Source organism: Psychrobacter sp. S4(2024) (assembly GCF_036861305.1).
GTDB lineage: Bacteria > Pseudomonadota > Gammaproteobacteria > Pseudomonadales > Moraxellaceae > Psychrobacter > Psychrobacter cryohalolentis.
This window is the reverse complement of record NZ_JAZAQR010000002.1, coordinates 653,558-677,414: the sequence shown is the minus strand read 5'-3', so window position 1 is coordinate 677,414 and position 23,857 is coordinate 653,558. Positions and strand designations below refer to the sequence as shown.

General features: G+C 41.8%; 17 protein-coding genes. 2 read left to right on the top strand and 15 right to left on the bottom strand.

Features of this window, described 5'->3' with window-relative positions:
- Positions 1-68: 68 nt before the first annotated feature.
- Together dnaK and grpE are read right to left on the bottom strand one after the other, a co-directional pair.
- Positions 69-2,012, bottom strand: coding sequence for a molecular chaperone DnaK (dnaK, locus tag VLA57_RS07775; RefSeq protein ID WP_011514754.1), 1,944 nt, complete (start codon positions 2,010-2,012; stop codon positions 69-71).
- Positions 2,013-2,306: 294 nt separating this feature from the next.
- Complete coding sequence (gene grpE, locus VLA57_RS07770) at positions 2,307-2,921, bottom strand: nucleotide exchange factor GrpE (RefSeq protein ID WP_333954774.1); 615 nt, start codon at positions 2,919-2,921, stop codon at positions 2,307-2,309.
- Positions 2,922-3,523: 602 nt separating this feature from the next.
- On the opposite strand from grpE, the gene VLA57_RS07765 reads away from it, so the two are divergent.
- Positions 3,524-4,975 (top strand): alpha/beta hydrolase, encoded by a 1,452-nt coding sequence (locus VLA57_RS07765; protein WP_333954773.1) that lies wholly within the window; start codon positions 3,524-3,526, stop codon positions 4,973-4,975.
- 32 nt (positions 4,976-5,007) lie between these two features.
- Here VLA57_RS07765 and VLA57_RS07760 read toward each other — a convergent pair whose 3' ends face one another.
- The 9 genes from VLA57_RS07760 to fmt all read right to left on the bottom strand — a co-directional run bounded on the left by VLA57_RS07760 (position 5,008) and on the right by fmt (position 16,264).
- Positions 5,008-6,156 carry a metallophosphoesterase gene (locus tag VLA57_RS07760; RefSeq protein ID WP_149409120.1) on the bottom strand — a complete coding sequence of 383 codons (1,149 nt, stop codon included), beginning with the start codon at positions 6,154-6,156 and terminating at the stop codon, positions 5,008-5,010.
- Between the two features lie 80 nt (positions 6,157-6,236).
- A complete protein-coding gene (locus VLA57_RS07755; RefSeq protein WP_333954772.1) occupies positions 6,237-7,190 on the bottom strand; it encodes a metallophosphoesterase in 954 nt (317 codons plus the stop codon).
- Between the two features lie 335 nt (positions 7,191-7,525).
- Complete coding sequence (locus VLA57_RS07750) at positions 7,526-8,488, bottom strand: TIGR01777 family oxidoreductase (protein ID WP_333954771.1); 963 nt, start codon at positions 8,486-8,488, stop codon at positions 7,526-7,528.
- A gap of 143 nt (positions 8,489-8,631) precedes the next feature.
- Positions 8,632-9,276, bottom strand: a complete 645-nt coding sequence (locus tag VLA57_RS07745; RefSeq protein ID WP_333954770.1) for an L-threonylcarbamoyladenylate synthase — start codon at positions 9,274-9,276, stop codon at positions 8,632-8,634.
- A gap of 79 nt (positions 9,277-9,355) precedes the next feature.
- The gene (gene dprA / locus VLA57_RS07740; RefSeq protein WP_333954769.1) at positions 9,356-10,579 is read right to left on the bottom strand and encodes a DNA-processing protein DprA; all 1,224 of its coding nucleotides are present in this window, start codon (positions 10,577-10,579) and stop codon (positions 9,356-9,358) included.
- A 54-nt stretch (positions 10,580-10,633) separates the two neighbouring features.
- A complete protein-coding gene (locus VLA57_RS07735) occupies positions 10,634-11,731 on the bottom strand; it encodes a LysM peptidoglycan-binding domain-containing protein (RefSeq protein WP_333954768.1) in 1,098 nt (365 codons plus the stop codon).
- A 336-nt stretch (positions 11,732-12,067) separates the two neighbouring features.
- A complete protein-coding gene (gene thrC, locus VLA57_RS07730) occupies positions 12,068-13,489 on the bottom strand; it encodes a threonine synthase (protein ID WP_333954767.1) in 1,422 nt (473 codons plus the stop codon).
- Between the two features lie 41 nt (positions 13,490-13,530).
- Entirely contained in the window at positions 13,531-15,102 is a 1,572-nt protein-coding gene (locus VLA57_RS07725; RefSeq protein WP_333954766.1) for a transcription antitermination factor NusB, read from the bottom strand.
- Positions 15,103-15,172: 70 nt separating this feature from the next.
- Positions 15,173-16,264, bottom strand: coding sequence for a methionyl-tRNA formyltransferase (fmt, locus tag VLA57_RS07720; RefSeq protein ID WP_333954765.1), 1,092 nt, complete (start codon positions 16,262-16,264; stop codon positions 15,173-15,175).
- A gap of 279 nt (positions 16,265-16,543) precedes the next feature.
- On the opposite strand from fmt, the gene VLA57_RS07715 reads away from it, so the two are divergent.
- Positions 16,544-19,474: a response regulator gene (locus tag VLA57_RS07715; RefSeq protein WP_333954764.1), complete on the top strand. Its 2,931-nt coding sequence runs from the start codon at positions 16,544-16,546 to the stop codon at positions 19,472-19,474.
- Positions 19,475-19,611: 137 nt separating this feature from the next.
- Here the strand turns inward: VLA57_RS07715 and VLA57_RS07710 are convergent, their stop codons facing one another.
- The 4 genes from VLA57_RS07710 to mnmE all read right to left on the bottom strand — a co-directional run bounded on the left by VLA57_RS07710 (position 19,612) and on the right by mnmE (position 23,797).
- The gene (locus tag VLA57_RS07710) at positions 19,612-20,283 is read right to left on the bottom strand and encodes a riboflavin synthase (RefSeq protein WP_333954763.1); all 672 of its coding nucleotides are present in this window, start codon (positions 20,281-20,283) and stop codon (positions 19,612-19,614) included.
- Between the two features lie 370 nt (positions 20,284-20,653).
- Positions 20,654-21,709: a bifunctional diaminohydroxyphosphoribosylaminopyrimidine deaminase/5-amino-6-(5-phosphoribosylamino)uracil reductase RibD gene (gene ribD, locus VLA57_RS07705; protein WP_333954762.1), complete on the bottom strand. Its 1,056-nt coding sequence runs from the start codon at positions 21,707-21,709 to the stop codon at positions 20,654-20,656.
- A gap of 99 nt (positions 21,710-21,808) precedes the next feature.
- On the bottom strand, positions 21,809-22,267 hold the full coding sequence (nrdR, locus tag VLA57_RS07700; RefSeq protein WP_020444555.1) for a transcriptional regulator NrdR: 459 nt from the start codon (positions 22,265-22,267) through the stop codon (positions 21,809-21,811).
- A gap of 93 nt (positions 22,268-22,360) precedes the next feature.
- Positions 22,361-23,797 (bottom strand): tRNA uridine-5-carboxymethylaminomethyl(34) synthesis GTPase MnmE, encoded by a 1,437-nt coding sequence (mnmE, locus tag VLA57_RS07695; protein ID WP_133104074.1) that lies wholly within the window; start codon positions 23,795-23,797, stop codon positions 22,361-22,363.
- Between the last annotated feature and the right edge of the window lie 60 nt (positions 23,798-23,857).

Genomic DNA, 23,857 nt, shown 5'->3' with positions numbered 1-23,857 from the left:
ATTAATGAAATAAAAAAACGCACCCTGAAGGATGCGTTTTTTTATTTAACTACTTATTAGCAGTATAATTATTTTTTATCGTCTTCTACTTCAGTGAACTCAGCATCGACCACATCGTCGTCTGCTTGGTTGCTCTCGCCAGCATTATCCGCACCTTGTTGGAACTGGTTTGGATCCATACCTTCGGCGCTAGCGCCTGCATCAGCATAAATCTTCTGGCTAACTGGTAAGAAGGCATTGTCTAATGCTTCAAGCTTGGCTTTGATCTCTTCATGGTCATCTTCTTTCGCCGCTGCTTCAAGCTCAGAGATAGCCGCTTCTACTGATGATTTTTCATCGTCAGATACTTTATCAGCCGCATCTTTTAGCGCTTTTTGTACTGCATGGATACGACCATCCGCTTCATTACGCACTTGCGCAAGATTTGCGAATTTCTCATCTTCAGCAGCATTGGCTTCAGCATCACGAATCATTTGTTCAACTTCTTCGTCCGATAAACCAGAATCCGCTTTGATTTGGATACTTTGAGCTTTACCAGTACCTTTATCCGTCGCTGAGATATTCATGATACCGTCAGCATTGATGTCAAAGCTTACTTCGATTTGTGGCAAACCACGTGGTGCTGGTGGAATATCAGTTAAGTCAAAACGACCAAGCTGTTTATTTTGGTTCGCAATTTTACGCTCGCCTTGATAAACCTGAATACTAACCGCTGGCTGGTTGTCTTCAGCCGTTGAGAATACCTGTGATTTCTTAGTCGGAATCATGGTATTTTTCTCAATGATTGGCGTCAAGATGCCACCCATGGTTTCGATACCAAGCGTCAATGGTGTCACATCAAGTAGCAATACGTCGGTTTTTTCACCAGACAATACCGCACCTTGAATAGCTGCACCGGCTGCTACTGCTTCATCAGGGTTCACGTCTTTACGTGGCTCTTGACCGAAGAATTCTTGCACTTTTTGCTGTACCAAAGGCATACGAGTCTGACCACCAACCAAGATGACGTCGTCAATATCGCCGATTTTTATACCTGCATCTTCAAGGGCAATCTTACAAGGACCCATGGTACGTTGTACCAATTCTTCAGTTAAGCTCTCAAGTTTTGAGCGACTGATAGTAACAACTAAATGCTTAGGACCACTGCTATCAGCAGTGATATACGGCAAGTTTACTTCAGTACTTTGGGCACTTGACAGCTCAATTTTTGCTTTTTCTGCCGCTTCTTTGAGACGCTGCATCGCAAGAGAGTCACCTTTTAGGTTGACGTCTTGGTCTTTTTTGAATTCAGCGACTAAGAAGTCAATCAATGCTGAGTCAAAATCTTCACCACCAAGGAAAGTGTCACCATTGGTCGCTAGTACCTCAAACTGCTGCTCGCCATCAACGTCAGCGATTTCGATGATTGATACGTCAAAGGTACCACCACCTAAGTCATAAACCGCAACAGTGCTATCGCCTTGCTTTTTGTCCATGCCATAAGCAAGAGCAGCTGCTGTTGGTTCGTTGATGATACGTTTTACATCAAGACCCGCAATTTTACCAGCATCTTTAGTTGCTTGGCGCTGTGAATCATTAAAGTAAGCAGGTACAGTAACGACTGCTTCAGTAACGGCTTCACCAAGATAATCTTCGGCTGTTTTTTTCATTTTTTTCAAGATTTCCGCAGAAACCTGTGGTGGTGCTAGTTTTTTGCCGTTGATTTCAACCCATGCATCACCGTTATCGGCTTTGGCGATTTTGTAAGGCACCATACCAATGTCTTTTTGCACGACTTTGTCATCAAAACGACGACCAATCAAACGCTTGATAGCAAAAAGCGTGTTGTTTGGATTGGTGACTGCTTGACGCTTGGCTGACTGACCAACAAGGATCTCGTCATCTTTATAAGCGACAATCGATGGGGTGGTACGCGTACCTTCAGCATTTTCGATGATTTTAACTTTATCACCTTCCATTACTGCGACACATGAGTTGGTTGTACCTAAATCAATACCAATGACTTTACCCATAATGAATTGCTCCTAATTTATTTTTAAATAAAATTTTATTTCATCAGACCGTCGATCACTAGATCGTAGTCGGTCACTTGTTGCTTTATATCGGTTTGCTTATGTATTTTTTCAAGTCGATAGCCATGCAAATAATGCCTTTTGTGTGATTTTTTGTGAAAACCCTCACTAATAATAAGGTTTAGCACAGTTAAAGACTGAATATCTTTTGCCTATATACTCTATAAGCATCTAGGACTACATTGGCGACGTTATATGCTTAGCATACTACCGCTTTAGCGCCTGTCCTACTTACTACTGACCGACACGTACCATCGCCGGACGTAATAAACGTCCATTTAAACTATAGCCTTTTTGCAAGACTGTACCAACAGTATCGGCTGGCGCATCAGCGTCGATACCGACCGCTTCATGAAAATCAGCGTTGAATTTTTCGCCTTGTGGCTCGACCACTTCGACACCATTTTTGTTCAGCACATCTAGCAATGCTTTATGTGTCAGTCTCACGCCTTCAGTAACAGGATCGTCTGCATTGGCGTTTTCAATCGCACGCTCCAAGTTATCCACCACTTCCAAAAGTTCTTTGGCAAATTTCTGTAGTGCAAAACGTTTACTCTTATCCGCCTCTTGCTCCATACGCTTTTGCGCATTGTAAGTTTCGGCATTGGCACGAGCGGTACTTTCTTTAGCTTGTTTAACTTCGCCTTCTAGCTCAGCGATACGGGCTTTAAAAGTATCAAGATCAATATCATTTTCGATGACACTTTCTTCACCAGCATTATTTTGTGGGTCAAATTCTTTTAAAGTCTCTTCTAAGATGCTCTCATCGTGTACCACATTATCATGTGAAACATTGTCATGTGAAACATTTTGATCGATCGATTCGTGGTTGTTATTTTGCTCACTCATGATAACTCCTTGATAGTGTTATAATTTAATAGCGTCATAATTCAATAGTGTCATTATTTAATAGTGTCGTAATAATGATGGAATGTAGCACACAAAAAATTGGCGCAGCGCTCGCCACTCTGTGGTTATTACTAATGCATTTACTCATAATTCATAGGCTTATACTGCCTACTTAACCTTTATTACTGGTTCTTTGTATAACTATATGTAATCACCTTTCAATAGCTGCTTGATAAAGGTTGTGGAGGCAAATTTCAAGCCCCGCGCAAGGAATTTTTCTCACCAATAAAAAACCCTATGCAAATAAAGAAAAAACAGTCGGATATCTATCAATTTCGCATACACATTGCTGATCTTTATTAACCATAAATATGTAGTTAAGCCAACAAAAGGTACAAAAAGTCGTCATTTACTCCCACTCCTTTACGCTTTGTACCCAAACTATTACTAAAGAATACCCAACTTAATTTTCGATTATTTTATGATTGCTATAATCAAAATTGACTGCATAACAGTCATTACACATTTGCCAAATGTCAGCAAAATACTAACAGTGAGTACTTACCATCAATAAGCACTCACCATGATTTTTAAGAGGTGTTATGTCTAATTCAACAGTACTATCAGTCAACACCTTACTCAATAAAGCGGTGAAGACCCTAAATCTTATGTCATTTGGACAAGATAAGAACCCCAAAAGCACTGATATCAATGTATCAGCTGAAATAATAGATATAGAAGAGAGTGCTTTGCAAGATAGTCGCGAGGATAAAAGCTTATCTATCAAAGAAAAGATACTCGAGCACCATCTGATGACCAACTATCAACCGCATCTACTGCACTATGCCATAAAAAGCTTTGGCTGCTTACCTACGCCGATTCTTGAGAGTTTGATAAAGTGTTTAGATGGACCTACTTCAAAGCAATATTTGCATGTTGATGCCCATCTGCGCTTAATACTTGCGGTCAATAGCAAGCTAAAAACGCCTTTGCAGCTGATAGAGATGTCTGAGCTGCGTAAACGCTTTGCAACAGATGCGGTCGCTATGCAAGCACCAAAAGTATGGCAACAAGCTTCTGACAACCTGCTTAGCAATTTGAAACAGTTTCATAAAAAAGGCGATAGCGCTATCAGTTGGCAAGATAGAACGATTGCCAATGCCGACGACGGTGATATGACCATTCGCTGCTATCAAAATGAGACCTCTGATAATGGTTTTGGCTTTAAAAAAGAGCAAACCAGTAATCCTGATGAGACCGTGCTATTGTTTTTTCATGGTGGTGGATTTTGTATTGGTGACCTTAATACCCATCATGAATTTTGTCATGCTATTTGTGAGCAGACGGGTTGGCCGGTCATTAGTGTTGATTATCGCTTAGCACCTGAACACCCTGCCCCTGCTGCCGTAAGAGACTGTATCAGTGCTTATGCTTGGCTGGCTGAGCATTGTGAAGAATTTGGTGCTTTGCCATCACGCATTGTATTAGCAGGTGATAGCGCAGGTGGTGGATTATCTACTTTGATGGCTCAGCAAATCATCACGCCAAATAAAGAGGCTTGGTTAGATCTAGGTGATGAAGGTCAAAAGACCTTTGATATATTACAAGGTTTACCACATCCTATGGCACAGATGCCCTTATATCCTGTGACCGATATTGAGACCGATTATCCAAGCTGGGAGTTATATGGTGAAGGTCTATTACTCGACCATGCTGATGTTGCCATTTTTGATGCCGCTTGTTTAGAAAATAGTCCGTTACCGCGCCAGCATATCCTGACGTCACCGATGCTTGGGGACAATCGACACGTTTGTCCAAGTTATGTCGTTGCGGCAGAATTAGATGTCTTACGTGATGAAGCGTTTGCTTATGCCAATCAGCTAAAGAGTTATGGTATAGCCGTACAAACCCATACGGTACTTGGCGCACCGCATGGATTTATTCACTTTATGAGCGTTCATCAAAGATTAGGGCAAGAAACTCAGCATATCATCACAGGGTTTGCTAATTTTGTGCGTGAAATCATAAAAACAAGGGCGCTATTGAGCGCTTAATTAGAATTTTAATATTTGAGTGCTTATTGATCTTAAATTTGAGTACCTATATTGGTACCTATAAGATTGATTATCCAAATCTCTGATCGGGAGCCTAGTCGAAACGGTATCCCCCAAAATCCATAGCCTGAGGACACCACAAAATGTCCTTTGCCAATGGCTTCATAGCCATAACCCAAACGGTTAATCGCGCTGACGATAAAATTAGCAGGGAATATTTGACCGTTATGGGTATGTCCTGATACTTGTAAATCTATTGGTAGCTGACTGTGTTCGATGATAGCGCTGGGTCTGTGATCTAAAAGAACCACGGGCTCGGTACTATTGACTTGTGCGAGCAGCTCAATCGTTGCGACACGCTGACGCTTGTGATTATCAAAGCGTCCCATTAGCCAGACCACTTCTCCTTGATGGATGAAGTGTGTTGCTTCATCATTTAATAACTGCACGCCCGCCGCGCGTAAAGAGTTACTGATGGGCTGCTCATGACCATATAAATCATGATTACCCAACGTCGCATAGACACCATATGGCAAACTGGCGACAAGTTTTGCCAAGCTATCTTTCATATTATAAGTGTTAAATGCCTGTGTATTGTCATCCATGATATCGCCTGGCATCAATAAGATATCTGCTTGATACTTGCTTAGCATGATATGCAGCCGCTCAATAGCTTTATTACCAAATAGCCGACCTAAATGTAAATCACTAGCGACCGCGATACGCAATGGATTGTTTAAAGGTTTATGAATATGAATCGGCAGCTCACGCACAACGGGTATATAAGCACTATATAAAGCATATGCAAACAGCCCTATAAAAAACAACAGCGCAAAAATGCGTAATCCAGCAGCAATTATCTCTGAATGGTCAAGCGTACTATCAAGCAAGGGGGTTAAAAGCCAAGACCCTCCATACAATATACCAGTCGCTACCGCAGTCAGCATCATGAAATGCATCACTAACATCCAACCACTCATCCAGCGATAGCTATTAGAAAATAGCTTGGTAACGCTTAGTAATAATAAAACATGAGTGATTAAAAACACCCCTATCCATACCGCAATCGATGTAGGTGTAGAATCTATCCAAGGCTGCAGCCACCACTGCAAGCTGAGCGCTGCACCCGTGCTAAAAAGCTCTAGCAGCACAATAATGGTGAGAATAAAGGCGTAACGCATGAGGAAATCCTTGAGCGGGGTTTAAGCACTGTGTGTTTATTCTGAGCTAAATTCATTTAATCACAATATATTGAAGCGCATTAGGTCGGTTGTAAAGTAATCAACCAAATCTCAGAGCGCGTCCCTAGCCTAAATGGCACCGCCCCGATACCATAGCCTGAAGTGACCAAAAACTGGCTACCATTTACTGCTTTAAAGCCATAAACCAAAGGCGTAAACCATTTTAGTAAAACGGTTAAAGGAAATATTTGACCGCCATGAGTATGCCCTGATAAATGTAAATCAACCGGCAAGTCCTTTATTTCTGCTAAAGCCTCAGGACTATGCTCCAAAAACAGCACTGGTTTATCAGTTTGAATGTCGGCCAACAAATCTGCTGCAGCAGGACGCTTAGGGTCTGTCGCATCTGAACGCCCAACCAGCAATACAGCATCATCCAACCATACGCTTGTATTATCAATCACCTGTATGCCAGCACGCTCAATCGCTTCGGCAATCGCAATCTCATTACCAGAGTAATCATGATTACCCAAAGTTGCATAGACACCAAGTGGCGCTCTTAATTTTGATAAATGCTCATGCATATTAGTTTTATCATAAGCATCAGTAGAGTCGTTCATGACGTCACCGGCGATAAGCACCACATCAGGATTTTGCCCATCTATTAGCGCAACCATTTTATCTATCTGCTGATTACCAAACCATCTACCCAAATGGGTATCAGAAACTAAGGCTATTCTCATCGGTTTGACTAAGTTTTTTTCCGTTTTTACCGTCAAATGATGAATGACTGGAGAGTAGGCATTAAACACTGCCAAGCTTATAATCCCCGTATAAACAGCGACTGCAAACGCGCGAATGGATACGTTATTGAGCTTCTGTTTAAAAACCTGAGTATAAATAATAGCAATAATAGCGGTGACCAAACCAGCATACAACAGAAAGCCTTGCAAAATACTGGCGGCCAGATAGACATGAAAGCGCTCTCGCCAAAACTCACTCAGCCCGTAGATAAGAAAAGTATTATTAATCACAAAAATACTGAGGACTAAACTTATACGACTAAAGCGAAATTTTGGTTTGATTAACCACCAAAATATCATACTCGTCATAAACACCAGTAGTTGCGTACCTATTATAAAAAGCCACATAACAAAATTTAACCAGCCAAAGACGCACGTATAGTACGTCAATATTCTTACCTGTTGAAGACAGAGTTTTTGTTTATTGAAACCTGACCCTATTTATGTGCTTATCCCTTTATAAAAACCAAGAAAGCGGATTGTTTCACATGAAACAATCCGCTTTCTTAGTCTATGAAATAGCTATAGCGCTTACTATAGATTTATTATGCCAGGTTTGATGAGGACTATTTTACTGCTTGTTGTTCCAAAGCTTCTTTAAGCGTTTGATGTTTAAACTCAAACCCACTATCAAGCAAGGCTTTCGGCAGCACCTTCTGTCCATCAATAAGCAGTGTCGACATTTCACCAAATATCAGCTTGAGTAAAAACGCCGGCAAAGTAAAAAAGGTCGGACGATGTAGCCAAGCGCCTAATGTTTTGGTAAAAGTATGATTGGTGACAGGATTTAGCGCGGTTAGATTATAAATTTTCATGTCGTTATTGCTTGCTGGATGGAGCGTATTCTCATTAACCTGAAAAGTACTATCATCAAGCTGCTGCTCTATAACAAATGTTACTGCCGCTACCCAATCATCACGACTGATCCAACTCATGATTTGTTGACCATTACCTAACTGCCCACCAATACCCATTTTAAAAGGGGTTAAGAGCTTGCTAAGCATACCGCCTGCAGGATGGATGACCACACCCGTACGCACAAGCGTCACTGGCACACCAAACTCAGTTGCTTGTAACGCCAGTTGCTCCCAGTCATCGCATAACTGATGGGCAAAATCTGTCTGAAAACCACTGCTCTCGGTCAAGGGTTTATCACCTTGATTGCCATACCAACCAATCGCTGAACCACTAACAAGCAATTTTGGCTTTACATGACTGCGGGCAACAAATGCCAGTATATCTTTTGTCGGCTTGATTCGACTGGCTAGCAATTGCTCTTTACGATCGTCACTCCAGCGCGCATCAGCAATACCTGCGCCAGCTAGATTTAAAATCACATCAAAGTATGCATCTGAATTTGCAAGTTCATCATAGGTCATCATCGTGATATCACTAGGATGTGCTTGATTACTATCACGGGTCAACCAAGTAATCTGTAACGCTTTTCCCATCTGTTGGTAGCGCATCAAGAGCTCTTGGCTAAAAGCACTGCCCAAAAATCCCGAACCACCACTAATTAAAATATTCATCACTTATTATCCTTATTATTGATTATATTCTCATCAGTGTGACAAAAAGCACACTATGAAAACAAGGGGACAAGTGTAGACGTTAGGGCTAAGTAATAAGAAGCAGAGATAGTTATGCGAAATTTTGGCTATTAAATATTAAACTATCGAATAACTTGTCCTGTCAATGCATCGCCTATTTGGCTTGGCAATTGATAGCCTAGTGTTTCCCCTTTAAGATAACCAACGCACTCATTTGAGTTTACATTGTCACCTAAGAAATAACTCTGTGCTTCGATGAGTGACAGAGCAGGTAGCTTTCCTGATGGGTTGCAGCTTGTTGAGACGACAAAACCGTAAGGATTGCTAACTGACACCATTTGCGCACACAGTTGCTTGACCAATGGATGATTAATTACACGCACGGCAACACTATCATGAGTACCCGTAATCCACGATGGAATAGTAATCGGCAGATTTTTTGGAATAGGTAGTAGCCAAGTATGCGCTTGTTTGGCAGTAGCGTCTTTCGAATCAGTTTGCCAGCTATCAAGCACCCTTTGACGTTGGTCAATACTCAAACCTTCTAGCAGAGCCGTAATGCGGCTGGGACTATCAGTGACCACAATCATCCCCTTCTCTATTGGGCGCTGCTTAATATCAAGTAGCCGCATGACTGCTTGCTTATTGAATGGGTCACAACCAATGCCCCACACACTTTCGGTTGGGTAAGCAAGTAGCTGCCCCTTTTTAAGCCAAGTAGCCGCTTGAATAGTAGAGTCAGTAATAAGGGGTGTAGATAAGGACATAAATAATGCCTTTAGAACAAAGAGAATAAAAGAGATAGCGTGAATTTATTTTACAAAAAATGCAGTGCTGCAAGTATATTTAAATACGTAAATAGCGTCCACCTTGGACCGTCACTGCGCCCAATAGCTCTAGCTCCATCAACTGCCCAATCAATTGTGCGGGCACAAGATCAGTCACAAGGATAAGTGCATCCAAATCTTGACCATGCCAGTCCAACTTTTCAAACAAGGTGGTTAGATGCTCAGGTACAGTAATACTAGGCGCTGGCTTCACTTCCTGAGGTTTTATTGTTTTTTTAATGGTAGCAGACTGATTAAATACTGACTTATCAAGACTTTGTGCTTTTGAATTATGATCAAGTTGATGCTGCTGAGACTGGCTTGGCAATTGCACACTAATATCATCCAATACTTGCTGAGGATGATAAACCAAGGTCGCACCCTCACGTATTAGATGATGGCACCCTTCAGCATTACTATTGTCTATATGACTTGGAATTGCAAAAACTTGCTTACCTTGCTCGGATGTGAGGCGCGCAGTAATAAGCGAGCCACTTTTAATCGTTGCCTCAGTGACGATGGTCGCAAGGCTCAACCCTGCAACCAAGCGGTTGCGACGTGGAAAAGTATGCTTATGTGGTAGCGTATGCGGTAATAGTTCACTGATGATGCAACCACCTTGCTCAATAATTTGGCTAAACAGACGATCATGATGATTGGGATAATTGACATCAATACCCGTCCCCATAACGCCGACTGTGCGACCTTGGCACGTTACATCGGTCTGTGCCAATGCGCCAAGATGGGCGCGCTTATCCACACCAATGGCAAGTCCACTGGTAATGACGTAGCCTGCTTGTGCAAGATACTGTGCCATATCAAAGGTAATTTTTTGCGCGTGTGCCGTCGGCTTGCGACTGCCAACAATAGCGATTTGCGCCCAACGCAACAATTCACTATTACCTCGATAAAATAACAGCGGCGACGGATCGTAGATTTCTAACAATTGAGCAGGATAATTAGGTTGGTCGGCAAATAATAGACCGTACTTCTCTTCTATCAATGCTTGTTGAATGGTATTGATGCTGGCGCGCGTTTTCTCTGGATGTTCATGACGAGTTAAATGGCTATGATGAATCCCTAATTGACGCCACGACTCTACGCCAGCTTGCCATGCAAGCTGCGCACTATCATAGTTATGAATGAGTTTATGATAAGAGGATAATGACGCATTTAACTCAAACCACAGCGCCAGTATTGCACGCTGCTCATCTGATAAAGTAAAAGTGGCTACCGTCATCATCGTATGACTCTTATAGGCTTATCTAAGATCTGCTCGCTAAAACTTGAGGCAGCGTTATAAATAAGGAGGTGGCAACAGCTGATCACCAACACTCAATGGCAGCTCAGACTCAAGCACATATGCATAGCTGATATTGTCAAAACTATTGAACACCATCACCATACCGCTTGGCTCACTCGGCAAACGTACCGGTGTATCATTGTCCTTGATATCACGTATGACTGCGCCTTTTTGATAAACAGTCAATACATCACCCGGCTTCGCACCATGTATGCGACCCAAGTTAATTGCCACCACACTACCTTTGGCAGCTGAGCTGATAGAATCCATCACACGAACAATCATACCACCGCGATTAACGGTTGCAGGCGTCGGATAAAAGACTGGTGGGATAGCATTGTCTAATTCAACAAATACTCGATCGCCTTCACGAACTTCTTTACCGTAACTGTCGATAAGCTGCAAGCTCGTCACGCCATTGGTTGCCGTAGACGTAACCAATCCCGTTGCCACTTGTGTGACTTCTAAACCAATGACTTTTTGCGTTTTTGGCTCGATATACATCTCGCCTTCACGGTAGATACCATAACGTTGACCTACAAGCAGTGGCACGCCTTTGGCATAAACCTTGTCACCACTAGCCGTAATTAAATTGCCTTTTTTAGAGGCTAGAATATAAGGCGTGGTATTAAAATCTTGCGGATTGACAATCAGTGTCTTATCAAGCCAATGCTGAATGGCAGACCAAGGAATCGGCGGAATGCTATTGACAGCAGAGGTAACAGCGACTGTCGTAGTCACCACATTGCCTGTTAACTGTTTTTCAATCCCTGCACAACCCTCGCCCGTATCAACGCCGATCAGAGTTTTACCTTGTATGACGCATAAAATCAGAACATCATTAGGATAAATAAGATGAGGGTTTTTGATTTGCTTATTGGTCGCCCAAATCTCTTTCCAGCGCCATGGACTATCCAGATAACGTCCTGAGATATCCCACAAAGTATCGCCTTTTTTGACAATATAGCGATTGGGCGCATCCGCTTTAATGGTCGGCGGCGGATTATTAGCGTGGGCGGTGCTCATCAGCATTGCACCACTAAAGGTTGTCACCAATAGCGCTTTTACGATATTTTTTAAGCTCATCTTCATGGTTATATCCACAATATGTAACGCTGGTAGCGCCATAATCAAGGCTACTTAAGTTGGCTTATTCTACCTTTATTTAAAAATAACAACAAAGAATTAAGGAAAAATAAAGACTTATAGCACCTTATCATAACGTCTATAGAGCAGCTATTCAGTGTTAGTGACTGATATGAGTGACAGGTATGATTGCTAAAAAAGCGTCTGGTAAACCGATGACCTACCGACGCGATTTCTAATATTACAATTATATCTACAATAACACAATCATAAACACTTTATTACAATAGTGTAACCTTAGACTGGATATTCATTTTAAAAATTGGCTAAAAATAAAATCAATTAAGCAGGGTTTGGTGTGACCTGTCGACGGATTTGCTCAGCAACCAATTCTGCATCATTATCAAGCACTACCACATGTTGCGGTAAGCTCTCTAAGCCTTCAGTATGCGCTGGGCGAGCTATCTCTATCTGTCCAATAGCTTCAACGATGGTATCAGCAAACTTCACTGGCAGTGCGGTCTCAGCACAGACAATCACCTCACCCTCACGCTGCAATTCTTTGGCAACCTTGATACCATCAGCAGTATGCGGGTCGACTAGCTCGCCATGCTGCTCATAGAGCGCCTTAATGGTTTGTAAGCGGTCATTATGGGTAGATTTACCCGCTGCAAAACCGTAGCGAGTATTGACCGCCTCCATCAAATCAGGCAAATCAAAACCTTGACCGGATTTTACGCCTTCAAATAATTCATGAACGCGGGCGCTGTCTTTATCTAATAATAGATAAACAAAACGCTCAAAGTTAGAAGCTTTAGAGATATCCATTGAAGGACTTGAAGTAATATAGGTTTTGGCAGTCGGACGTGGCTGATAAGCACCTTGATTAAAGAAGTCGTTTAGTACATCGTTCTCATTAGTCGCGACGATTAGACGATCAACTGGCAGACCCATTTCTCGGGCGATGTGACCAGCACAAATATTACCAAAGTTGCCTGATGGCACGCTAAAACTAACCTTTTCGTCGTTACTTGAAGTCACGGCAAAGTAAGCTTTAAAGTAGTAAACAATTTGCGCTAGGATACGTCCCCAATTAATAGAGTTAACCGTACCTAGATTATAAGCCGCTTTGAACTTAGCATCTTGTTGTAGCGCTTTGACAATATCTTGGCAATCATCAAACATACCGTCGATGGCAATATTATGGATGTTATCATCGGTCAAGCTATACATCTGTGCGCGCTGAAATTCGCTCATTTTGCCGTGCGGTGACAGCATAAAGACTTCGATATTCTCTTTGCCGCGTAGTGCATATTCTGCCGCACTGCCCGTATCGCCACTGGTTGCACCAATAATAGTAATACGCGCGTCTTTTCTTTTAAGCACATATTCGAAAGCATTGCCCAAAAACTGCATAGCAACATCTTTGAATGCCAGCGTCGGACCGTTTGATAATCCTAGAATATATAAATTGTCTTCAAGTTTGCGGACAGGAACAATCTCATCAGAGCCAAATATATCAGCGGTATAAGTGCGCTCAATGATGTCTTGCAAATCAGCCGCAGGAATATCAGTCGCAAAGCGCTGCATAATCGCCATCGCAAGCTGTGGGTAGCTCAGCGTACGCCATTCAGTCAGCGTCGCACTATCAATATTCGGATAGTGCTCAGGCAACATCAAACCACCGTCTGGCGCAAGACCCATTAATAGCACCTCACTAAAATCCATCGGCGCTGTCTGACCACGGGTACTGATATATTTCATTAGATTGTCCTGTCTACAATGAGATGATTAATTAAAACAGTTTATTCAGCAGTTTTGTGCAGCAAGGCATAATAAAAACCATCACCACTTTCGCTATCAATTGGCAAGCATTGACGACCAATCGCTTGTTCGATACCCCAATTACAATCGTCGCTAAATTCAATGGCTACTACATTGTTATAGTGAGTCATAAAATCCTGCATCTGCTCAACGTTTTCTTGCTTTAGAATAGAGCAAGTGACGTATAACAAATAACCGCCAACTTTAAGTTGTGGCCATAGATTATGCAAGATATCGGCTTGTAGCAATGCCGTTTGCTCGACGTCTTCTTCGGTGCGCAAGATACTGATATCAGGATGGCGACGAATCACGCCAGTCGCCGTACAAGGTGAGTCTAGCAATATAGCGTCAAATACGAGCTTGCTCTTTTTCTTACCAGCGCCTTGCCATGTCGTTGCGTCAGCACAGACGATATTTAGCTCGATATTTTTCTCAGCTTGCTGTAAGTCGTGCTGACTTAAGTTCAAGCGTTGTAAATTGGTATGAATACGCTCGATACGTGGCGCTTCACTATCTATCGCAGTAATTTTTACTTTTGAAACTACATTAATTGACTCATCGTTTTGTTTCACGTGAAACAGCGAAGACTCTTTTGAGCTAATTAATTCTAACCAATGAGCAAGCTTACCACCCGGTGCTGCACAAGCATCTAAAATACGGACTTCGTCGTTGCTCGTATCCATATCGCCGTCTGCATCATCGTTTTTAACACTCAGCTTATTGAGTAGAGCGCTATGGATAAGCGGTGCTGCAAGCTGAGCATGCATATCTTGTACACTAGCCGCCCCATGGGCAAATTGTGGTAAGGCATTGACTGCAGTGCTTTGATGTAGTCTAAGACCTTTGGTTAATATACTATTAGAAGTGGCTGTATCCGATGAGTTGTCGAGTTGTAAGCCACTTGTTAGCTCAACTAAGTCCGCTTCAACTTCAAACTCCACCAATGCTTGCTGGTAATCTTCTACCGAGGTAACCGCTGTATTCACTCGCAAAAACATTGGCGCAGGTTGACGTAGACCCTGCATCAAATCGTCATACTGCTCACTCCAATCTTGCTTAAGCTGATAGGCAAGCCAATTGGGTAAGCTGTGCTTTTTATCACACTTTTTACGGAATTTACTTGGGTTCTTAGCAACCTTACGCAAGATGGCATTGATTAAACCCGTCGCATGCGCAAATTCGATTTCTTTTGCTGCTTCAACCGTTTCATGAATTGCCGCATGGTCAGCCACTTGCAAATAGAGCAGCTGCGTCAAACCTACTTGAATCGTCGTACGTACTTCTTTTTCATCAATCGAGTTATCAGCCAGACTATCGAGTAGACGCTCAAGGGCATACCACTGGCGCAACGTCGTTAGCAATAACGCATGAGCAAAACCTTTATCCCCATCATGAAGACTATTTAGTAACGGATCAAGGACGCTTGCTAGCGACTGACCATTTTGAATGGCCAGCAAAGTGCGAATCACGCGAACGCGAACGCTACCATTCATGATAAGGTTGCTTGACGGTTTGAGCTTGTTATTTCTTGGCGCAGTGCTGTTTTGTCTCATTAAATTGAATTTCCTTGACGTCTAATAGTTAACGTCTTGTGCGATTTGGATTAGGTATATCTAAATGAAATTATTTTGTCTCTTTACTAAACTGGTCGCCGTCATTGAGTTGACTGCCATGACAAATTTGTTCAGCGCTCACAGGTTTGCTACCTGCAAACTGTAGCTGAGTGATCGCTAAAGTACTGGCTTGCGGCGTATTAGCGTCTATATTAATATCAATATTATCGTTATGACCACAAGCGACTAAGATTGCTTTGCGCCCAACGCTAATAACTGTACCTGCTTGTTTATCGGTTGGTTGCGATGCATTCACAGGTAAACTGGCTAAAATTTTGACACGCTGACCTGCTAAAAAAGTATAAGCACCAGGCCAAGGAGTTAAGCCACGAATTTGTCGTTCAATCACAGTGGCAGACTGCGTCCAATCAATTTCACCTTCAGTTTTGACTAATTTTTCAGCATAATTGGCTTGGCTGTCATCTTGTACTATAGCCTGAGCTTGATAGTGTGGTAAATCTTGTAGCACAGTAATAATGGCAGTCGCACCAAGATCAGCCATTTTATCATGTAGGCTGGCAGCCGTATCATCAGACTCAATACTAGCACTGACTTTATAAAGCATGTCTCCAGTATCAAGCCCTTTATCCATCTGCATAATGGTAATGCCAGTCTCACTATCACCCGCCAATAACGCACGGTGAATAGGTGCTGCGCCTCGCCAACGTGGTAATAATGAGGCGTGGATGTTTAAGCAACCATGAGTCGGCGTATTCAAGACACCAACAGGAAGAATCAACCCATAAGCAGCAACAATCATTACATCGGGTTGATAGTCTTTCAAGGTTTGCCTTGCTGTCACCCCTTCTATACTTGATTTTTTAAAAGTCTCTGGCTGCTCAACAGCGATATCATGTGCCAATGCTACTTGCTTGACCGCAGATGCCGCCAGCTTTTGTCCGCGGCCAGCTTTACGATCAGGCTGACTATAGACCGCTACAATACTGATATTCAATGCCTGTTGCTGCTTGATTAATGCCTCAAGACTCACAGCGGCAAACTCAGGCGTGCCAGCAAATACTACCCTTAACGGCTCTATACACGTCGGTTTAAAGTAATCATTATTAAGAGATACATCAGGAGTACAAGCAAGTGTGGTCATAGTTTAGGCAATATTAATAAGTAATAAAGCTATTATAGGTGAGTTTGTGGCGTTGTGCCATGATTGTAATAGCCACAATCAAGCGCTACTAATGCGTCTGATTATCTTTATAATAGCAATAAGATTCAGTCTCATTTTTCACATTGTCATATACTAGCTAGCTATCAATATTTTTTATTGCTTTGTTGTAGGCTAATAATAAAGAATATAGCAGTAAAATCTAACGAAACCATTTTAAATTTACTGTGTATTATTATGCCGACTTAGGGTCATGCCTTTATGCCACAATTTCAGTCTCTGCAACGCCTGTTGGCTTTCTATACTTTGACATTACTTGCCATGTTGTCATTGTATTATTTCATCATGTTTCATGAGATGAAGAATGAGAGTAAGCAGCACAGTGTAGAGACGTTTCATACCCTGCAGTATCAGATTTCCGAGCTTAACAATCCTATAAACCCTGCCGTCAAAAAGATAGTAGAGAAGCCTTTTTTAGCAGGAATCAGTTATCAGCTGATTTTTATGATGCCCTCCGGCCAAACTTTCATTTACCATCAGACTGAAGCTGATGAACCTGAATTTACGGGGATTATGTTTCCAAGTATTGAGACTTCGCTTTTATCAAATAAGAATACTCATAGCACCTATACGTTATCTAACGAAAAACTAGTCGGAACCATCGAGCTTAAAAGCGGTCATAAATTTTATACCATTTTGCGTCATAAGCCGCTCAATATTAACTGGGTATCTTATCGCTATTGGTTGCCTTTAATGACCGCCATCATGTTTTTTACTTTGGCACTACTATATACCTTAAAACGCCGCGCCAATTGGGTGCAGTTACTGCTTTATACCGACAACTTAAGCAGTCATGCAAAAGAGGCATATACACCACCACCGTTTGTCAGCAAAGAATCTACGCCTGAATTTTTGCAATTGGGTCATGCACTTAGTCGTATCAACTATCAATTGCATAACAATCATCGTCATATTACCACTCTAAAGCATCGCCTAGAGCGTTTGGTTGATCACGCCCCACTACCGATGCTGATGATTATGAGACAAGGTCAAATTAGCTTCTTTAATCAACGTTTTGAGCAAGTATTCTCTACTGCCTTTCAAAATGACAGCAATTATAAATTAACAGATTTTGTTTTTACTGAAGATGAATCCACCCAGTTACTGCTGCAACAACTAGAAAATCTTCGTGTTACGCGTACGCTTATGGTATATGGGCTGGCTAATAAAAAAGCTTATCAGCTACATATTACCCCGTGGTTTGGTGAGCATGGTCAGGTTCACGGTTTTACCGTATTACTGAATAATGTAAATGATTTGACAAGCCAAAACGAACAGCTGCAGCAACAAAATACAGAAATACAGCGACAACTCGATGAATTTAATACACTCAAATCAACGATGGGTCATGACTTACGGCTGCCATTAGAGGCTATGATTGATACTTTGGAACCGATTGATACTAGCGTTTTGACTGTCAAAGAGCACCAGATTGTCAATACTTTGATTGAAACCAGTCATGCTATGCTCATTATGCTCAACGAGATGCTGGATATAGGAGAGATAGAAGTTCGAAAAACTCGTTTGAATATTGAAACTGTCGACATTTATAAAATAGGGCAACATGTCAGTCATTTAGTCACAAAAGATGCGAGACAACATGGGCTTGAATTACTATACTTTTTCACTCCTGATTGCCCTCGCCTCATTGATACCGACCATAAACGTCTGCAGACAATCTTACGTAACTTACTGGATAACGCTATTAGATATACCAGTTCAGGTTACGTTGTACTGACGATTGAAGCTGTGAATACGGAACAACTATCTGCCAAAAATACCATTCTGGTTAATGATTTAGTGAACGGTACAACTAATAAATTAGTGCCTGATAATACTAACAAAAAGACAAACCCAGCGCATGACTGGGTTCGCTTTAGTATCCAAGATAGTGGCATTGGCTTAGAGACAACCCAGAGAGATAAACTTCATAGTTATTTTAATCAAACAGCTCAACTAGAAAATACACAATTAGACCAGTCGAGTTACTCGCAAAAAGCCAGTCAAATTCATACTCAAGTCAGTCAAGCAGATGTAGGACTGACAACTGCTCATAGTTTTGCTAAATTATTGGGTGGTTTTATAGAGTTACACAGCACACCTGATGTTGGAAGTACCTTTGATCTTTATCTGCCTTGCCAAAATCCAAACTATCAACCCATCTACCATCTCAATCAGCAGTTAACGCGATTGCATCTTATTGCCGTCATCAATCAGCCACTTGCCGCTGAACATCTAAAACGCCTATGTACCCATTTATCTATAACAGTCACTATTTTTACATCTACTGATAGCGTGACCCTACAACAGCTCAACGACGAACTGATGCAAAACCAGCGTACACTCGCTCCAATATTGCTCCTCGACTACGATTATTATGAAAGCATTACGCTTGCTTTATCTAATCAATCAAAGATGAAAGATGAAAAAAGCATCCATGCCAATATGGTAGAGGAACAAATAAAAGAAGAAGATTTAGCAAATACGTTATCTAGTAATATTGACAGACAGCATACATTAAATCACTTATTGGCTAATGTATCGCTACCAAAGATATTACTAAGTATGAAGTCTGAGCGCCGCATCGCTTCTATGCTACTGGATAGATGTGATGGATTTTTAACCAAGCCGCTAGATGTGAATTTACTGCTCTCTGAGCTACTGCGCTTAACACTTCCTACCAGACAGATACTCATACAAGCAGCAGATATTAAGTATAACGACAGCGTTGTAGTGTCAGCAGATAATAGGTCTGATGAAATCATCTCACCTCTGATTTTAGTGGTAGAAGACAGTCCTACCAATCAAAAAATTGCCTGCAAAATGCTCGCCAAACTTGGTTATCGTAGCGTGGTGGCAGAAGACGGTCAGCAAGCATTAGATATACTGCAAGCGCAGCGTCGAGAGATTGATCTTATTCTGATGGATTGCCGGATGCCAGTGATGGATGGATTGCAAGCAACTCAGGCAATTAGAGCGCAAGGTGATGATATTCCTATCGTTGCACTTACAGCGAACAATACTGAAGAAGACCGCTCAGCGTGCTTAAAGGTAGGTATGGATGAGTTTTTAGCCAAACCTATTAATAAGGATAAACTACAAGACGTCTTAACAGCACTAATTAAACCCTAAAAAATACCACTAAAACTCATAAAGGATGTTAGTGATCACTTACACAAAACCATGCCAAAAAAAGATAGCTTCCATACTTCTCACTTACTGCTAATATAAAATTTGCAGTAAGATAAGACTGTTGTATCAAATATGACTTACTTCATAAAGCCATTATCTGCTAAAAAAGCTTCAGTAATATTGCTTTGCGGGCTAATATTTGCAGTGTCTTCCTGCGACTTATTTAATAAACGCTCCAAATACCTAGCCACAATATCTACCTCCACATTGACCTTGTCTCCTACCAACCAATGCTGTGCAATATTGGTCACTTGAGCTGTATGCGGAATGATATTGAGTGAAACAATATTATCACGCACTAAGTTAGTCGTGAGGCTAATACCATCAAGAGTAATAGATCCTTTCGTCGCTGTATAATGCGCCAGCTCTTTTGGTATCTCAATTTCGATATATATAGAACGTGCATCCTTTTGCAACTTACTAACGACCCCTACTCCATCGACATGACCTGCGACAATATGCCCACCAAAACGTGTAGTCGGTAGCATTGCCTTCTCTAAGTTGACAATATGCCCCGGTTTCAAATCTTCTAGCGCTGTTCGCGCTATAGTTTCACGTGAAACATCAACGGAGTAATGATTACTACCGAAATCTACAACCGTCAGACAGATACCGTTAGAAGCTATAGAGTCTCCAAGCTTCACATCGCTAAAATCTAAGCCATCAGACTCTATAGTCAAGCGAATGTCGCCGCCTGTAGGTTGCATCGACTTAACCTTTCCCACACTTTCTATAATTCCGGTAAACATATCAACCTCTTCTCATTATTTTATTGTCGTTATAGATAGCTTTTCTCAGTAATAAATGTGCTATATCACATATATTTCGGGATAAACTGTGGATAAGTAACGGATAACACTTACCTGCAAGCTTAAAAGCCTTAGTTATTAACAAGTTATCCACAATTAATATTGTTTTCACTCAATATTTATATATCTAATCACTACTATGCAAGTATTTGATTTTACTATGATTTATTTATAAAATTAACATTCGGCCAAAAAAAAGTTTCATGTGGAACAAAGTTATACACAGTTTCATGTGAAACTAATATTAGTAGTCATTATTTACTCCTAACAATTATATCTTGCATTAAGAGTGTGGATAGATAATTAAAAATTAAATGGGTAATAAGGTCAATTTCAGATCAGAACCAAGTTGTTCATGACATTGAATATCAAAACGCAACTGTTGAGCTAGCGATAAGGGGTTAATGTCAACCATCGCTCGCGCTTTTTGCCCTAACAGACATGGCGCTTGATACACAATCAACTCATCTACCAATTGCTGTTGTAAGAAGCTACCAGCAACACTGGCACCTGCTTCTATCAATACGTCATAACACTGATACTCAGTGACTAATACCTTTAATAACTCTCTTAAATTATCTTCACGCCAATACAGGGTATCTGGGCGACGACATAACTGATAGTCAGACTGTAGATCATGCTTTAAACGACATCGCCTATCAAGTATCACCACTTTAGGATGTGGAACCTCTTCAATTGCTATACCTAGTTGGTTAGAGCGTACATTTAACTGAGGGTTATCGACAATAACCGTTTCGCTACCAGTAATGATAGCCCCACTTTGCGCACGCAGTTTTTGCACGTCTTCTCGCGCAGCTGGACCTGTAATCCACTTTGATTCACCTGTCGCCATCGCCGTACGACCATCAAGGCTGGTCGCAATCTTAAGCCTGACATAAGGCATTTGGGTACGCATGGCTTTTAGAAAACCTTTATTTAACGCTTCTGCCTGCGCGGTAAGGATACCAACCGTCACCTCAATACCCGCTTGTTCTAACAATTTCACACCGCGACCTGCCACCTGTGGATTTGGATCTAGTCCAGCAACGACAACCCGTATAACGCCAGATTCTATCAGTGCTTTTGCGCAAGGTGGCGTACGACCTGTATGACTACAAGGCTCTAAAGTGACATAAGCGGTAGCACCAACTGTTCTTATACCAGCATCTTTTAGAGAAAATACCTCAGCATGCGGCTGACCAGCTTTAGGATGGAAGCCTTGACCGACAACTTCCTCTGCTTGAACAATGACACACCCTACAGCAGGATTGGGTCGAGCGGTATACAAGCCAAGCTTTGCTTGCTCAATAGCAAGCATCATAAAATAGCGGTCTTTCGCATTTTGAGAATGGTCTGAATTTGACATAAAAAAGGGCTTAATAAATGATGAGGGATTATTATCAATGGTTTCATGAAGTAGCATAAAATTATAGGCTTAAGAAAGCATCAAAACCTTAACTCAATGTTATTTATCATTAGGGCGTATATTGGCAATCTCTTGATGAAAAGCATCAATATCCTGAAAGTCACGGTAAACACTAGCAAAGCGCACATAAGCGACATCATCAAGCGTTTTAAGCTCACTCATAATGATTTCGCCAAGCACTTTACTGCTGACCTCACGCTCGCCCATTTGCCGTACACGCTTTTCAATCCGGCTAATCATCCCTTCTTGCTCATCGATAGTAATAGGACGTTTTTGTAGTGGTAATAAAATTGAGCGTCGTAGTTTATCATTATCATAAGGTTCAATCTTACCGCTGGACTTGATAATACGCGGCATCACCACTTCGACCACTTCAAAGGTAGTAAAGCGTTCTTGACAGCTATTACATGAACGACGGCGGCGCACTTGCGCCCCTTCAGCAGCAAGACGCGAGTCGATTACCTTTGTCTCTGACGCATTACAATAAGGGCAATGCATACGGCTTTCCTTGTCTTTATATGAAGCACTATTAAACGAGTCACAATCCTATCTTTACAGCTACATCATTCAAATTTATAACCGTAAATAAGATTACTTACCAATGCAAAAACTGCCAAAAATCTTGCCCAACAAATCATCTGCACTAAATTCCCCGGTAATTTCGCCCAGACTATGCTGAGCTTGACGCAAACTTTCAGCGACTAACTCACCCGCTTTAAAAACGGTTAGCTGCTCATGAGCTTCTGATAAATATTCGGCCGTTCTTCTTAATGCATCTAAATGACGCGTACGAGCTATCAAGCTATTTTCGGGTGGATGAAACCCTACTTTGGCACACAGAGTTTCGACTAAATCATCAATACCTGCGCCTGTTTCACATGAAACATTAACTTGCTCGTAACCGCGATTATGAATCTCTTGTTGCGAAATAGCAGTTATTCCTTTGCTGCTATTATTGTTTAATAAATCACTTTTATTAGCGATAATTAACAAGCGCTTGGCTTCTGGTAGCTCACCAAATAGCTGCTCAGCGAGCTGTAATGGGGTGATTTCTTCTTGAAGATCACGGGTTACATCATAAACCATTAACAGTATATCTGCCTGAGCAATCGCTGTCCGCGCGCGCTCAATGCCGATACGCTCGACCGTGTCTTCTGTCTCGCGCAAACCTGCCGTATCAGTCAAGTGTAGCGTCAAACCATTGAGGACAACAGTTTCTTGTAGTGTATCACGCGTTGTACCCGCCACATCAGTGACGATAGCACGCTCTTGCCCTGCCAAGCGATTGAGCAGGCTTGATTTACCAGCATTAGGTCTACCTGCCAACACCACATGAATACCATCACGTAATAATTGTCCTTGCTTAGCAGTCGCCAAGACCTGCTGGATTTTTTCTTGTGTTTGTTCAAGCTTACCTTGTATGACCCCATCTGATAAAAAATCAACGTCTTCTTCATCAGGAAAATCGATGGCTGCTTCAACATGCAGACGCAGATGAATTAACTGCTCAAGTAGCTGATTAATCTTTTGTGAAAACTCGCCGCTGAGTGACCGAATAGCACTGCTAGCAGCGGCGGCGCTGGTAGCATCAATCGCATCTGCAATGGCTTCTGCCTGTACCAAATCTAACTTATCATTATCAAAGGCACGATAAGAGAACTCTCCAGCGCTGGCTTGTTTTGCCCCTAACTCAAACACACGTGCCAACAACTGATTTTGCAAAATCATGCCGCCATGACCTTGCAGTTCAATAACATCTTCGCCAGTAAACGAGTGCGGACCCTTAAAATACAGCACCAACCCTTCATCGATAACCGTACCATCTGCTTGATAAAATCGGCAGAAGCTCGCCATGCGTGGTTTAAATGCTGACTTACCTGTCAGTGTACAAGCAATGCTATACGCATGTGTGCCAGACAGACGAATAACCCCGACCCCACCCCGTCCAAGCGGTGTAGCAATAGCGGCAATGGTAGGCAGACTCGAAAAACCGAGATTTTTTGATGACTCAGGGGCGGCTAACGCCAACTCTTGGGAATCCACAAGCACTCTCAATAACTAAAAACTCCATTATAGACGGCTTAACGC